At 43.8% G+C, this 14,899-nt stretch carries 18 protein-coding genes; 5 read left to right on the top strand and 13 right to left on the bottom strand.

Annotated features, from left to right (window positions below; all coding sequences use genetic code 11):
• The first annotated feature begins 262 nt into the window (after positions 1-262).
• The gene (locus PHP90_RS08145) at positions 263-775 is read left to right on the top strand and encodes an RDD family protein (protein ID WP_299927997.1); all 513 of its coding nucleotides are present in this window, start codon (positions 263-265) and stop codon (positions 773-775) included.
• 1 nt (position 776) lies between these two features.
• Positions 777-1,877 (top strand): MFS transporter, encoded by a 1,101-nt coding sequence (locus PHP90_RS08140; RefSeq protein WP_299927994.1) that lies wholly within the window; start codon positions 777-779, stop codon positions 1,875-1,877.
• On the opposite strand, the gene PHP90_RS08135 is transcribed toward PHP90_RS08140, so the two are convergent.
• Genes PHP90_RS08135 through PHP90_RS08120 form a run of 4 tightly spaced genes read right to left on the bottom strand, consistent with a single transcriptional unit; the run spans position 1,874 to position 3,974 of the window.
• Positions 1,874-2,731, bottom strand: a complete 858-nt coding sequence (locus PHP90_RS08135; protein WP_299927990.1) for a mechanosensitive ion channel domain-containing protein — start codon at positions 2,729-2,731, stop codon at positions 1,874-1,876. The genes PHP90_RS08140 and PHP90_RS08135 overlap by 4 nt on opposite strands.
• A gap of 12 nt (positions 2,732-2,743) precedes the next feature.
• Entirely contained in the window at positions 2,744-3,364 is a 621-nt protein-coding gene (locus PHP90_RS08130; RefSeq protein ID WP_299927986.1) for an NAD(P)H-dependent oxidoreductase, read from the bottom strand.
• Positions 3,349-3,690 (bottom strand): DUF309 domain-containing protein, encoded by a 342-nt coding sequence (locus PHP90_RS08125; protein ID WP_299927983.1) that lies wholly within the window; start codon positions 3,688-3,690, stop codon positions 3,349-3,351. The genes PHP90_RS08130 and PHP90_RS08125 overlap by 16 nt, the downstream gene beginning before the upstream one ends.
• The gene (locus PHP90_RS08120; protein ID WP_299927980.1) at positions 3,666-3,974 is read right to left on the bottom strand and encodes a hypothetical protein; all 309 of its coding nucleotides are present in this window, start codon (positions 3,972-3,974) and stop codon (positions 3,666-3,668) included. Before PHP90_RS08120 ends, PHP90_RS08125 begins: the two co-directional genes overlap by 25 nt.
• 170 nt (positions 3,975-4,144) lie before the next feature.
• On the opposite strand from PHP90_RS08120, the gene PHP90_RS08115 reads away from it, so the two are divergent.
• The 3 genes from PHP90_RS08115 to PHP90_RS08105 are packed head-to-tail and all read left to right on the top strand — an operon-like array spanning position 4,145 to position 7,567.
• Positions 4,145-4,426, top strand: coding sequence for a type II toxin-antitoxin system RelE/ParE family toxin (locus PHP90_RS08115; RefSeq protein ID WP_299927977.1), 282 nt, complete (start codon positions 4,145-4,147; stop codon positions 4,424-4,426).
• A 10-nt stretch (positions 4,427-4,436) separates the two neighbouring features.
• Positions 4,437-4,730, top strand: a complete 294-nt coding sequence (locus PHP90_RS08110) for a HigA family addiction module antitoxin (protein ID WP_299927974.1) — start codon at positions 4,437-4,439, stop codon at positions 4,728-4,730.
• A 2-nt stretch (positions 4,731-4,732) separates the two neighbouring features.
• Complete coding sequence (locus PHP90_RS08105) at positions 4,733-7,567, top strand: helicase-related protein (RefSeq protein ID WP_299927971.1); 2,835 nt, start codon at positions 4,733-4,735, stop codon at positions 7,565-7,567.
• Here PHP90_RS08105 and PHP90_RS08100 read toward each other — a convergent pair.
• The 9 genes from PHP90_RS08100 to PHP90_RS08060 form a co-directional block, all read right to left on the bottom strand.
• Positions 7,555-8,544, bottom strand: a complete 990-nt coding sequence (locus tag PHP90_RS08100) for an HD domain-containing phosphohydrolase (protein ID WP_299927968.1) — start codon at positions 8,542-8,544, stop codon at positions 7,555-7,557. The genes PHP90_RS08105 and PHP90_RS08100 overlap by 13 nt on opposite strands.
• A 12-nt stretch (positions 8,545-8,556) precedes the next feature.
• A complete protein-coding gene (locus tag PHP90_RS08095; RefSeq protein WP_299927965.1) occupies positions 8,557-9,183 on the bottom strand; it encodes a DNA-binding protein in 627 nt (208 codons plus the stop codon).
• Entirely contained in the window at positions 9,180-10,139 is a 960-nt protein-coding gene (locus PHP90_RS08090; protein ID WP_299927962.1) for an HD domain-containing phosphohydrolase, read from the bottom strand. The genes PHP90_RS08095 and PHP90_RS08090 overlap by 4 nt, the downstream gene beginning before the upstream one ends.
• Positions 10,140-10,148: 9 nt before the next feature.
• On the bottom strand, positions 10,149-10,646 hold the full coding sequence (locus PHP90_RS08085) for a YajQ family cyclic di-GMP-binding protein (RefSeq protein ID WP_299927959.1): 498 nt from the start codon (positions 10,644-10,646) through the stop codon (positions 10,149-10,151).
• 68 nt (positions 10,647-10,714) lie between these two features.
• Complete coding sequence (locus PHP90_RS08080) at positions 10,715-11,407, bottom strand: zf-TFIIB domain-containing protein (RefSeq protein WP_299927956.1); 693 nt, start codon at positions 11,405-11,407, stop codon at positions 10,715-10,717.
• Positions 11,407-12,396, bottom strand: coding sequence for an SPFH domain-containing protein (locus PHP90_RS08075; protein WP_299927953.1), 990 nt, complete (start codon positions 12,394-12,396; stop codon positions 11,407-11,409). The genes PHP90_RS08080 and PHP90_RS08075 overlap by 1 nt, the downstream gene beginning before the upstream one ends.
• 73 nt (positions 12,397-12,469) lie before the next feature.
• Entirely contained in the window at positions 12,470-13,177 is a 708-nt protein-coding gene (locus tag PHP90_RS08070; RefSeq protein WP_299927950.1) for a 2Fe-2S iron-sulfur cluster-binding protein, read from the bottom strand.
• Positions 13,177-13,311, bottom strand: a complete 135-nt coding sequence (locus PHP90_RS08065; protein ID WP_299927948.1) for a hypothetical protein — start codon at positions 13,309-13,311, stop codon at positions 13,177-13,179. Before PHP90_RS08065 ends, PHP90_RS08070 begins: the two co-directional genes overlap by 1 nt.
• Complete coding sequence (locus PHP90_RS08060) at positions 13,290-14,891, bottom strand: FAD-binding protein (RefSeq protein ID WP_299927945.1); 1,602 nt, start codon at positions 14,889-14,891, stop codon at positions 13,290-13,292. Before PHP90_RS08060 ends, PHP90_RS08065 begins: the two co-directional genes overlap by 22 nt.
• Positions 14,892-14,899: the final 8 nt, after the last annotated feature.

Raw genomic sequence — 14,899 nt, 5'->3', positions numbered from 1 at the left:
AAATAGACCCGGCAGTGAAGAAGCTGCCGAGGCTTTGAAACTTAAGGAGTGAGTGATGAAAACACCCTTGACTTGCTGCTGTCAATTGGGATAATTGAATTATGAAACAAATTAGTAAACAAACAGTAATAAGGTTATAACTTGCTCTGATTTTTAACGCCATAGGAATAAAATCCCTACGGCTACGCTAACACTAAGTTTTCTTCAGCAGAAGGCTCAGCGCACTAGTGCACTTTAATTTGTAACAAGCTAAAATATCACCATGAGATGGCGAACCCTAAAAAAACAAAAACACCACAAACCATTAACTCCTAAATCCGCAAAAATAGTCTATGCACCTTTTTGGCCCCGTGCTCTTGGCTTTGTAACGGATATTTTCATGATCGGTCTTCCGATAACATTGCTGGCGATGCTGATCTTCGGATACGATCAAATGCATACTGCCAGCGGTTTGGATGTTATTGTCAATGATCCGAAAGCGCATACCAATCCCCCAAATCCTGTTGCATCGATTATGCAGATCTCTTTGTTTCTCATCACGTACGTTTGGCTATGGCATAAGAGCGGTCAAACACCGGGGAAAAAACTGGCATACATCCGCGTCGTCGATGCCAAAACATTTGAAAATGCTCCCTACTGGAAACTAATATTGCGTTTTATCGGTTATTTTATTTCCCTCATTACCCTTGTCGGTTTTTTTATCGGACTAATGCGCAAAGACAAACGCGCGCTCCACGATCTCATCAGCGGCACAGCCGTTATTCGCGTCTCCTAACGTGACCGTTTTAATCGCCGCCTTCTATTTTTTCTATTTTGCCTTGATTGGCGTTCATATTATTTTTGTTCCTAAAATTTTGACGATGGTAGGATACGATCCGCTTCATGTCGGGATCGTATTCGCCTCTGCCCCTCTCGTCCGTTTTGCCATGCCATTTCTCTTTTTAAAAGGGTTCCGACTGGATCAGCAGGTCTTTTTTCTCTCATTGATGCTGATGGGGATCGGAGCTATTGGTTTTTACCCTGCGTTAGAGCACTTTTGGGCATTGCTACTTGTTAATATATTGTTTGGAATCGGGATATCGCTGATACTGCCTTATATCGAGGTCATTTCACTGGAGCAGATCGGAAAAGAACGTTACGGTCGGATTCGGATGTTCGGATCTCTGGGTTTTATCGCCGTCGCTCTTGTTTTGGTACATTATCTCAGTACCCCTCAAAGCGGAATCTTGTTTTTGATCGCGATGGCAGTAACAACTCTTATTTTCGGGGCATTGATCGGAAACAAACAGAACAAACTTCCCCTAAGTGAATGCGATTCCGGCGATGATTCATGCCATTTTACAATAACCGACCATCTGCCGTTATGGATCGGTTTTTTCTTGATGCAGGTGAGTTTTGGTCCGTTTTATAACTTTTTTACGATTTATGCGACCGATCATGGGGTTTCACTGGATACCACCGTATGGTTATGGAGTTTCGGAGTCATCGCAGAAATCATCATGTTTTATTTCCAAGGGCCTCTACTGAGGGGGAACCTTCCGAAGATTTTGCAGATCACCGCATTTATAACCGTATTCCGTTGGCTCATTATTGCAGCATTCCCCAACAATACGATGTTGTTGTTTGCCGCACAAAGCCTCCACGCGTTTAGTTTTGCCCTCTTTCATTCAACATCCATATCAATCCTTTTTCACCTCTACAAAGCACGCCGACTTGCCCAGCAGTTTTTCTTTGGGATTTCATACGGACTTGGAGGATTTATAGGTGCGATCGGAGCCGGAGCGCTCTATCAATACACACCGGCATATTTATTTGTAGGGGGAGCGGTTGCCGCGTTAGGTGCGGGAATCGCTTTTCGATTATTTAGTAATCGCTAATCAACTTTTATATTTTCATCTTTTCTTAGATGCAGATCCATCTGAGGAAACGGTATCGAAATACCGTTTTTATCAAATTCCAGCTTTACCGCTTCGGTCATCTCAAACATACCGTCCCAATAATCACCTACCGCTACCCAAGGACGCGCGAGAATCTGTACCGAATTTTGCGCAAGTGCCCCAACTACCACAACGGGAGCCGGATCGGCTAACACTTTCGGATTTGCAAGAAGAACCTTCATAATGACCTCTTTTGCCAGGCGGAGATCATCTTTGTAATCAATATCGAAAACCATATCGATACGCCGCGTAGCATTACCCGTATAGTTGATAATGTTTCCGGCGATTAATGTCCCGTTGGGGATAATGATGGAGCGGTTATCGACTGTCGTAAGGGTTGTAGAAAACAAATTCATCGATTTGACATTTCCCATAACCCCGGAAGCCTCAATAAAATCTCCTACTTTAAACGGACGGAAGAAAATAATCAGTACTGCCGCACCGACATTGGAAAGGGTATCTTTGAGCGCTAACCCGATCGCTAAACCTGCCGCTCCAAATACCGCAACAAACGAAGTCGTCTCTACCCCAAGATTGCTGATCGCGGCAATAATGATTACAATGATTCCACCGACATAAATCGCATTGCCTGCAAATGAAACCAATGTCGGATCTACTTTGGCACGTTCCATCCCTTTGCGCATCAACGTAACCAGTTGACGGATGATCCACTTGCCTATAAAGAAAATAAGGAGCGAACCCAGTATTTTTAACCCGTATTCGGTAGCATAATTCGTTATCAAATCGGTATAGTAGGTCACTTTGCTTTCAACGTGATCGATTTTTTGTAACATAAACACCCCTTTTTAACGATACTCAACGATCTGTTTAAGTTCGAGCCTTTTTTGCTCACTCTGCGGATTTACCCGGTATCCGAATGCACAGATAACAGCTACGCTGTGACCGTATTCGAGATCCAAAATCGCTTCGACTTCCTCTTTGTCAAACCCCTCGATCGGACAGCTGTCGATTTCCAACGTCGCGGCATACGTCATCATGTTTGCCAAGGCAATATAACATTGTTTCGCCGTCCAGTTTTCCAGCAGCACTTCATCGCATTCGATCGGCTCCAAATAACCTTTATAGACACCCATATAGGTGTCGACCGCTTCGGCACTCAGTCCCCGACGCTCAAACATTTTACGTACATAGGGCGTTCCGCTACGTACCGTGTCATTATCGGTGGTAAGGATCACCAGTTCCGAACAATCTGTGATCTGACTTTGATTCCAACATGCACTTTTAAGCGCTTTACGCAGATCAGGTTTGCGAACCACAATCAATCTCCATGGCTCCATTCCAAATGATGAGGGAGAAGTGCGGGCAACTTCCAATATAGATTCAAATTGATCAGAAGGGATCTGTTTTCCCCCATCAAATGTCTTACAGGCGTGACGAAACGCCATAGCTTTTAAAAACTCGGACATAATTCACCTCGTTGTTGTTCTAATATTTGTGTTATTCTAACGTAGTGTTCTTTATGGGGGCTAATAAGAGTCTCTAAAAAGAGGCTATATTTGAGATAGGTCTTCCATGCCGTTTCAGAGGGCTTCGGTCTTCCACGCTTAAAGAGTTCAAAACTCACCGCCGCATTGATAAATCCTTTCCAGAGCCGGACTTCGTCATCGTCCTCAAAACGGCGTATGTACCATATATACTCCAAATCCTCATGCGCATCATAATATCGACCCTCTTGAATAGAGCAGATAAATGCCTCACACGCCTGTGTTATACCCGTAAGTTCTTGCGCCAATAGCCCCGTCCTCCACGCAAACTGATACACACATGATCCGGAAACTTGGCTCTAAACTCTCCTAAACGTTCTTTGGAGGCTTTCCCTGTATCGCAGTAAAACACGAATACGCTTCCTGAAGGTTCAGATCGCAATAGCGGAGGACTGTACGTTAACGTTTCCGTCCCGCTGATCGGGTTTAAAATTGTATCGATTAGAAGAACTTTGACCCCGTTTGCTTCGAGCTCTTTTTTATTACGTAAAAATTCTTCCTGCGTCCATTCATCAACATTCAGATCGACCATCAACTTATCCCATATATTATTTTGCAAAAGTTTATCAATAAAGCTGTTGCATTAACCTAAGGAATAATGACAAGATTTTTTTTGTCAAAAATTTAGACAACAAAACTATTGTCAAATAGTAAAAATAGCATTTTATTTACATTTAACGTTATAGGTACTATCATACATTTATGATAACGACATTTGTATGTAAAGAGTCTGAAAAGATTTTCAACAGAACCTTTTCTAAAAAGCTCCCTCAAGACATCCAAAGAGGAGCCTATAAAAAACTATTGATGCTCGATGCGGCAAAAAATCTGGATGATCTAAAAATCCCTCCGGCCAATCGACTTGAAAAGCTTACAGGGAATCGTGAAGGCTCCTACAGCATCCGCATCAATCAACAATACCGTATCTGTTTTCACTGGAATAACGGTAATGCTGAAAATGTCGAAATAATCGACTACCATTAAAGAGGACATCATGTTTACAATAGCACCCATCCACCCCGGAGAGATATTGCAAGAAGAGTTTTTAGAGGCCTATAATCTCAGCCAAAACGCATTAGCTAATGCTATCGGAGTATCACCGCGTCGTATCAATGAAATTGTCAATAAAAAACGATCCATTACTGCGGATACGGCGCTGCGCCTATCAATCTATTTTGGGACAACACCTGATTTTTGGCTCCATCTGCAATCCAAATACGATTTGGAAATGACTAAAGAGAGCGCATGGGATAAAATTTCGGCACAAGTCAAAGCAAGGGTGGCATAACATTGGCAAAGAAAAAGAAAAAACTGATCAAACTCAATCAATCCATCCGCCATTTTTTTGGTGACGAGGGATTTGACGAGGGGATAGAGCGGGTTCCGACCGAATCGCTGATCGCCCTCGCCCATACACTGGGAATATTTAACGGAACAACCGATAAAACAACTTTGATAAAAAGCTTCCGCCGTTTATGGTCAGAAGGGGAAACGGAGAATCGTGCTTTAATCGTCGATTTTTTCCGTAATGAGGGAAAAGTCTACCCCAATCCAAAACCCAAAGAAAAACCGCACGAACGCGAAGAGAAAATCGATGAACTGTTGGAGGGATTGGACATCACTCCAGATGAGCGCCGAAAGCTGCATGCCTCTTTTATCGACATCCGTACCCGCAAAATCACACCGGATAAAATTGCAGCAAAACTCGAATATATCCGCTATACCGGAAAACGGGAACTTCTCGAAAAAGCACTGGAAGGAAAGTTTAATTTCGATGATACTCTCGAATATTATGCCCCTATCACCTATCAAATGGACACCGAAACCTTTACCAAAATACATGTCCTCAAAACACCTCCGCTCAATGAAAAACGGCTTCATGAAGAGACACTAGAAGCATTGGTTCCCGAGATAACCGAACTTAAAACGGCACTAACACATCAAAAACAAGAACAAACCGATCTGTTTTTATCTTCGCTCAATCTCAATGCACATCGCTATCTCTCCAAAGAACAAATCATTTCAACACTCAAAAGCGCACCCCCTTCTACCCAAACTTACGGGACGCTCAGCGTCGAAATTTTACGGGATGTATTGACCCGTTATTTACACACTCCCCTCACTTCAGTCAATACGGATGATTTGATCGTTGAGATACATAAACAACTCACCCTGCCCCATCGGAATGAGCCGTTGGAATATACCCTCTCTCTTCATCTGGATGCCGCTGAACTAAGCCGTCAAATCTGGAACGAAGAAGAACTCACCATCGCGTCTATGGTTGAAGGGCAAAGCCGCCAGGAAGAGCGAGCTTTTTTAGGGGAATTGGATCATCTTGTAGCTGAATGCCGCACCCATTCAAAACTTTTAGAGATGAGTGACGAAGTGCTTTATGATGTTGTATATGAGTTGCTTCTGCCGTATCTGACATTCATTCCGCATATTAGCTCTAAAACATCGAGACGGGTCCTTTTTGCCTTTGATCAACGTATCGCGAACGAACTGCTCAAACGCCAACGGCAAGCACTACTCGCACGAACGGTTCGCGATTTCAAAAACCTCTTTCCATTGGCTCGTTCACTCCGCCGTCGTCTTGTTTTCCATACCGGCCCGACGAACAGCGGAAAAACCTATACGGCATTTCAACAGCTCAAAAAGGCGGGGACGGGATACTATCTCGCGCCGTTGCGTTTGTTAGCGTTGGAAGGATACGAGAGTCTTCGTGATGACGGAGTCAGTGCATCTTTGATTACCGGAGAGGAGCAGCTTCTTGATGAAGACGCTACCCATATCAGCTCTACGATCGAAATGCTCAACTTTGAAACCGAAGTCGATTGTTGTGTCATCGATGAGGTACAGATGATCGACGACCGAGACCGTGGTTGGGCATGGGCCAATGCGATTATCGGCGCCCCTGCAAAAACAGTTATCATGACCGGATCGCCCAATGCTCGTGATGCGATTATCGCTTTGGCGGAATATTTGGGCGAACCGTTGGAAATTATCGAGTTTGAGCGCAAAAATCCTCTCGAACTCCTCAAAACGCCTACCCCGATCGATGCAATACAGCCTCAGAGTGCCGTAATCGCGTTTACCCGTTCCAATGCTTTGCGTCTCAAACAGCAGCTTTCAAAAACCTATCGGACGAGCGTTATCTACGGTAACCTGAGCCCCGAAGTACGCCGTGAAGAGGCACGCCGTTTCCGTGAAGGAGAGACCGATATCCTCGTCGCTACCGATGCGATCAGCATGGGGCTGAATCTTCCGATCAAAACGCTTCTGTTTTCCAAAGCGGACAAATTCGACGGCCAAAATCAGCGTAATCTCACGGCAACCGAAGTGCGACAAATCTCAGGGCGTGCAGGCCGCTACGGATTGAGCGAAAAAGGGTACGTCGGAGCACTGAGTGCAGATGTTCTTAAAACCGTTACCGCTCTTTTTACCAAAGCGATTGAACCGATCACATTACCGTTTAACGTCATGGCAAATTTCGATCACATCATGCTGGTTTCGAATATTCTGGAAGAGAGATCGCTTTCGAATATCGTCAACTTTTTTGTCGAAAACATGAAGTTCGAGGGGCCGTTTCGTGCTGCAAATCTCGAATCGATGCAGGAGGCTTCCGCCATTATCGACAACTATGATCTCGATATGCGAACCAAATTTACTCTTGCTACCGCCCCGTTATCGACCTCATCACCGCTGGTGATGGCGTCATTCGAACGTTATGTCAGAGCACTGGAACAGAAAAAACCGATCGCCTTTATCCCGCCGCAGCGTTTGGGGAATTACGCCCTTTCCATGGAAGAGCTCCAAGAGGCGGAAGATCGGATCAAAGAGATATCGTTGTATTTATGGCTGTCGTATCGGATGGGAGAGTTTTTCGTGGATGCCGAAAAAGCACGGACTTTCCGAGGCGAGCTCAACCGATTTATCGAAAATTCACTTCAGCAAAGCCACTTTGTACCGCGTTGTAAAACTTGCAGAAAACCGTTAGCACCGAACAGTGAGTTTGCAATCTGTCAGAGTTGTTTTAACAATCTCAACCGTGCCAAAAGTGGTCTCAACAACAGGGCTCCACGTTCTTTTAAAGAGGAAAAAAGACGAGGGTTTCATAAAAGCTGATCGTGCTGCTGCATTCGTATGAAAGCATCCACGATGGCGATATCGAGGTGCTCAGCCATCGTCTCTTTCATGAGTTTGAGAGAATCATAAGATTTTAACCGATCCTTATAAGAACGCTTCGTCGACAGAGCATCAAAAACATCGCATACACCGATAATACGGGCAAACAGCGTAATTCTTTTTCCTGAGATCGCATCAGGATAACCGCTGCCATCGAGCTTTTCATGATGATGCCGAATCCCGTCTAGGATTCGGGTATCGGTAATCCCGATTTTAAGGGCTATTTGATATCCATAGACCGGATGATGCTTCATCTGCGCAAACTCTTCATGCGTTAGAGTGCCATTTTTATTTGTAATGGCACTGTTCACTTTGCTTTTGCCCAAATCGTGAAGTAATGCGGACATCCCCAACTCTTCGAGTACACCTGTTGATAATTTTAAATAAGTCCCCAGACTCAGGGCGTACACACAAACATTAATCGAGTGGGTATGCGTGTAATAATCGTAAGCCGTAATTTTGATCAGAGATTCAATAGCATGTGAGTCGCTAAAAATCGTATCGACAAACTTATTAACAACTTTTTTTGATTTCGGAACATTTTCAAGAGCTTCAGGATTTTCGAACATTTCATCCAATATTTCGGAAGCCTGTCGATAAATAACCGCTGCTTTTTTCGTTATCGCAATGTGTTCATCCCGCGCTACAGCTTGGATAATAGTGTCTACAAAATGGTAATAGACCGATAAGTCTTCTTTGCGTATATACAGATATTCCGTCTCATCGATCCGCATTTTAATCTGCATATCGATCGGATTCTCTTTGGGAAGAAAAAGTTTTTTTGTCTCTTTGGGGTAAATATCACAGTAAATGTCGCAGGCCAACGCATCCCCAACATCCAATAGCCATTTTTCAATCCGTACAAACTCAATAGACTCTTTAGTATATATCCGTTTGTCAATACGAATCTGTTTCATAAAAATCTGCAATCACTCAAGCAAATCCGAATAATCAAATTTTGAAGGATTTAAAAAGATTTTATCTCCACGTGGAATGAGACGTTCATCACCGTTTTTCAAAGCTGTTTCAAATCCCCGTTTAATCTGTTTTTTCTCTTTATCTTTAACCCGCTTGAGTTTTAAAAACGATTTAAGAGAAATCCATTCCTCTACTTCAGAATCGACAACGTCCGCATTGATCGCATCAACCGTCATCCCCTCCTGCATTACCGTATCCGTATTGACATGCGAAAGGAATTTCGTCGCGACAACATGCAAAACACTGCGCAGCTGCGCATCGCGTTCTTTGTATATCTGCTCTACTTTGACCCGTTCATCGATCAACATCTGTTCACGCTGATCCCGCAAACGGCTCGTCTCTTTTTCAAGACTGTCCACTTTTTCACGCAGCCGAACATTTTCTTGTTCGATATATTGCGTATAACGGTTATCGCTCACAACGTTAGTCCCAGCGTTACTCTTTGCGGATTCAACCGCAACATATTTCACTCCGTTATCAACAATGCAATCCAGACTGCCGCGACGTATACGATTATGAATCGCCTCTTTGGAAACGTTGAAATACTCCGCCGCATCGGCTATCGTCATTTTTTTCATGATATTCCTTGCTCTTGTTTTCGTAACATTTTAATAAACGCATCTACGATACCCATGTCTAAATGCCCTTTCATCTGCTGTTTCATCAAGAGAAGCGATTCAAAAGAGCTCATCGGATCTTTATAGGAGCGTTTTGTAGAGAGGGCGTCAAAAACGTCGCACGCCCCGATAATGCGGGCGAACTGGCTGATTTGATCCCCTTTGAGATTATCGGGGTATCCGCCTCCTTCGATCTTTTCGTGATGATGACGGATACCGCTCAAAATTCGTTCATCCATGATCCCTAATTTTAAAGCAATCTCATGCCCTAATTCCGGATGTTTTTTCATTTGTGCAAATTCATCGTCAGTGAGCTTGCCGTTTTTATTGATAATCTCGTAATCGATTTTGCTTTTACCCAAATCATGCAAAATTGCCGCCATCCCTAACACTTCCAAATCATTCCCCTCAATTCCTAGAAATGAACCTAGACTCAGGGTGTAAATGCTTACGTTAATGGAGTGGGTATGAGTATAGTAGTCGTGTGCCGTAATCTTCATTAATGACTCGACGGCACAATTGTCATGTAAAATAATATCAATAAAATTATTGACGATTGGCTGCACATTTTTGACATTTTCAAGCGCATCTGGATTTTTAAACATTGCATCAACGGCTTCAGCTGCTTTTGCATAAACCAAACGCGCTTTATGCTCAGTCGATATGTCCCTGCTTTTTGCAATACTTTGAAGATGCTGTGTCACATAGGCGTTATACCGTTCTTCATCTTCTTCACTCACATAAAGCGTCTCAATCTCGCGAAGCTTGACCTTGGCATTGCCGTCTACTGCCGTATCACTTTGGAGAAAAAGGCTCATGGCACTTTTGGTTTCATTCGTCAAAAAAAGGTTAAAGCTAATCTGTGAACCCTCTGTTATGAGCCTCTTATCGATCGCTTTATACCGTTTTTTGCTCATTTAAGATCTTTAACGGAAGTTTTCAAATACGAGAGGGGCATCCCACTCAAGCGATTTGATATGTGCCATAATCTTTTGAAGTTCATCAATCTGTTTTGATTTAACGCGGATGTAATCACCCTCAATCGCGGCGCTTGCTTTTGTTTTGAGATTTTTAATCTCGGCCATAATCTTTTTGGCCTCTTTTGTCTCAATGCTATCTACGATTTTATAGGTCGCTTTTCGCGCTCCCCCGCTTGCATCTTCGGTTTTTAATTCTTCGAGTGCTTTGGAAGAGAGCCCACGCTTAATGAGTTTACCGATGACAATATCTTTAAGAGCATCGAGTTTATTGTCACTGGAAGCGAGAAGAATGAGTTGTTTCTCTTTTTCGCGATAGTTGATTTCGTAGGTGATACCTTTAAAATCATAACGACCGATCGCCTCTTTTTCAGATTGAGCAATCGCGTCTTTAAACGCCTGGAGATCAATTTTTGCGGAAATATCGAGAGAGTGTTCTGATGCCATGGAAAGTCCTAACTATTTTATAACAGTTAGTATAACACACTAAAACCTTGATATCAAAAATTTGCCTTTCATGGTTTAAATGTTCTTAGTAAACCGCCTAAAATTGAGAACACATCATCCAATAAATCATCATTAGCTCTTGTTCTTGAGTTATACGAACTTTGATAGGTATTTGGATTATTTTTGTTGTGTTTGTAGTGTGTAATATCTACTTTTTCAACTTTTTTTGCCTTCATTTCCTCTTCAACTTTTGTCACTTCCTCGGCAATTTGCTTGCCACCCAAAGCCATCCACTCTTGAATCTGTTTGAGCTCACCCGCATCCAGCCAGATTCCATGATCAAGACATACATCCATAATGACGCCGGATCGGTTCATATAATTTTTACGTTGCATTATTTTAGAGCAATCAGGACATTTTCGGTATAAAACAGTATCTTTGTGCAATGGATGCTGCTGCAAAGAATGGAGCTTTTTAGGGTTAATCCAAAATGCGCTAACGGATTGTTTTAACAGTGTTTCTAGCTCATGCGTATCAAAAAATAAACCATAACAGCGCTCACATTTTTCGATGATAAAGCGATTGCTTTCACCTATATCAATGCTGTCGAGGTAAACCATGCAATCCGGACATGTCCGTTTACTTTTTGGAAGGGCATTGGCTATTTTAGGTTGTAATTCAATATCGTTTCGAACACCGCAATATTCACAAATGATGCTATTCGTAGGTAATGGTGCCGAACAATGGTTGCATTTAGCCATTACAACATCTCTAAAATAGCACTTTTTTTAGAGTTATACTCATCCTGAGTAATTAACTCCTCCTCAAAAAGTTCTTTGAGGTGAAGTAATCGTTCTTTTGGACTTTTAGCAGTGGGCATCGTATCTTGGATGATATTTGGAGTGAGTGCACCGCCTACGCCCATTCCCATCATCATTCCGGCTGCCCCTGCTTGGTTATTCGCCGCATCCTTCATTGCTTCTAGACGTTGCAACTCAGCATAGCTAACACCTGCTATATTGGCACCTTGAACTCCTGCTGAAACATCTGCTATTTTCCCGATACGCTCTTGCGTGTCTAGATCAAATTCATTCCCTTCGATTCGAAAATCGATTAACGAAAATCCCAGTGTTTGAAACTCTTTCGAAAGGCTCTCTTCTAAATCTTCCGATATTTGTTGACGTTTGCTATCGATCTGAGCATAGGAGAGCTGTGCATTGGCAAGATAGTGGGCAATAGACTCATTGAGGCGTGCATTCATCATTTGCCGAAAATCATCGACAAGGTAATGTTCTTGTCCGCCTACGATAGTAACAAAAAAAGATTTTGGATCGCTGATTTGAAAACTATAATTCCCGTACGCCATAAGCGATACAGGAAACTTGTATTTGGGATCATCGTATTTGATGGGCGATAGCGTCCCCCATTTTTGATCCAAAATATAGGTTTTTTTGAAAAAATAGATCCCTACTTTATGCTCACTATCAAAGCCTTGCATAAATTTAGTGATTGTAGTCCAAAACGGGATGTTAGCCGTACTTAACGTCACCAAACCCTCTTCTTGAATAACTGCCTGAACTTTCCCCTCGTAGACAAATATGCAGCCTTGCCCTGGTCCAACGATCAAGGTAGAAGCATTTTTGATCTCATTGCCGTTTTCGCTCCAGCGGTAAAACAGTTCGTTTGCTGTTGGATTATTCCATTCAATGACAGAACGTAACTGTCTTTTTACACCGTCCCACATGTTCATAAAGACCTTTCAATGCTCATAATAAATAATCACAATTATATATTACTTCGATTAAAAAAATCTTTTTAAGCTTTTAAAACATCGGTGAGCCAAAATCCAATCCACCGCCGAATGCTGCGGCCGCGTTTGGGTCTTGGTAGCCTAACATTGCACTTTTCATCCGCAGCATTGTGATGTCTTGTTTGGGAGCGATGTTTTGCGGGCAAACAGGGACACATTCGCCGCAAAGGGTACAATCCCAGATTCCGTTGGTTTGGACAGCCGCGATCTTCGCATCACTGCTCTCCTCGCGGGCATCATTGACATAACGCCATACTCGGGTAAGGGCAAACGGGCCGATAAAATCAGGGTTTACCGCATATACCGGACAGGCACTGTAACACGATGTACACAAGATACAATCGCTTTGCGTCTCGATACGGCTTGCATCTTCTTCGCTCACGCTTCCCTCATGCGAGCCCTCACTCCATGCATTTGCAACGCGATTAAAATGTTCGACTGCTCCGGAATCAACAACCAAGTCCCGGATCACACGGGCATTACGGATCGGTTCAACCACATCCCCTTCGCTTGGCTTGTATTCACACATCAACTGCTCTACACCGTTGACCCGCACCGCACAGCTTCCGCACACGCCGCTGCGGCATCCATGTGAATACGTAAGAGTCGGATCGATTTTGGTTTTGATATGATTGAGAATACTTAAAAGCGTAACATTTTCTAATTCGACGTTATATGTTTGAACTTCATCGCCCAAACTGCGTACAATTTTAATTTCCATCAGTCACACCACTCCCGCTCTTCATCTTCTTCGTCATCGTAAGGATCTTCGCAGCACCCTTCCTGATCCGTATCGTGTTCATCGTCCCACGATTTATCATCACCCAACATCTCTATTGTATAAAATCCGCGCATAGCACTCCATCCTCTTTCCATGTGATTGTGTGGGCTCCGAACATACGGTCATTTCGCGCAGGGGCATCAATACGATAATGGGCACCCCGACTCTCTACACGGCTGATCGCACTGACGACGATCATTTCCGCCAACTCGATCTTATTCCCGAACTCGATAAATTCGACCAGATTGGTATTGCAGATTTTCGATTTATCACGCGGTCCCATAAACGGCAACTCTTTCTGCATTTGACGAATCGCCCCTAACACTGCTTTGAGTCCCATATCATCCCGTACCAAACCGACGTTGTTATAGAAGATATTGGCAAGCATCTCCTGTTTTTGATAAAAGTCGATTTGATTGGTAAAATACATCACCCCGCGTATAAAATTGGTGTCTTTCGCTAACTGCAAGTTTGGTGTGTCAGGAACAGGACGTTTTAACGCATACTCGAGCGCTTCTTCTCCGCAATGACGCCCGTATACAACGAGTTCGAGAAGAGAATTTCCCCCTAAGCGGTTTGCTCCGTGTGTTTTGTGGTTAGCGCACTCACCGACGGCAAAGAGTCCGGAAACACTGCTCATGCACGTTTCATTGACTTCGATTCCCCCCATGCTGTAATGGGCGGCAGGCTTGATCGGGATAAGATCATGAACCGGATCGATCCCTTCATATATTTGTGCCAATTTACGCTCTTGCGGAAGTTCGTGATTGATAAACTCTTCCCCTAAATGGCGAATATCGAGATAGACTGCTCCGCTTTTGTTCATCTCGTCATGGATTGCCCGCGCGACGACATCACGCGCTGCCAGCTCATCGGTAAAGCGATCCCCCTCAGCATCCACTAAATATCCTCCGGCTCCCCTCGCACTCTCAGAAATCAAAATTGAGGAGCCTTTCAGTGCCGTAGGATGGAACTGGATAAACTCCATATCGGCAAGTTTTGCACCGGCGCGTACCGCCGCTGCCAATCCGTCACCCGTAGCTTGGATGGAGTTCGTAGAGTGTTTGCCATAAAGTGCCCCGTATCCGCCGCTCGCCATAATCACCGCATCGGCACGGATCTCTTCAACATCGCCCGTTTCGATGTGCAAGAATGTAGCCCCTAACACACGGTTAGTCTCTTCATCAACGATCAGATTAAGCAAAAACCGCTCATTTTTAAATACGATACCGGCTTTTAGGCATTGATCATAGAGGGTATGCAAAAGCTTTAATCCCGTGTAATCCTGAGCATAACACGCGCGAGGCGCACTCGCTCCGCCCAAACGCCGACGGGCAATTTGTCCTTCTTCGTCACGGCTGAACGGCAAGCCGATACGATTACACCACGTTATCGCTTCCGGCGCTTTCTCACACATAAATGCGATCTGTTTTTCATCTCCCAGTCCTGCGGATGAACGAAGGGTATCTGCAATATGATCTTCAATCGTGTCGTCAGAGCTTAAAACTGCGTTCATTCCCCCTTGAGCCATCGAGGTTTGAGATCGTGTTGGCAATGTTTTCGAAGCGACAATCACCTCTGCACCCGCTTCAAAAGCTGAGAGTGCACTCACCAATCCCGCACCGCCGCTGCCGATTATCAATACTTTTGACATGTAAAGAC

Origin of the sequence: Sulfuricurvum sp. (assembly GCF_028712165.1) — a bacterium.
Taxonomy (GTDB): Bacteria; Campylobacterota; Campylobacteria; order Campylobacterales; family Sulfurimonadaceae; genus Sulfuricurvum.
The sequence above is the reverse complement of the archived record's forward strand: the minus strand, read 5'-3'. Positions and strand labels throughout refer to the sequence as shown.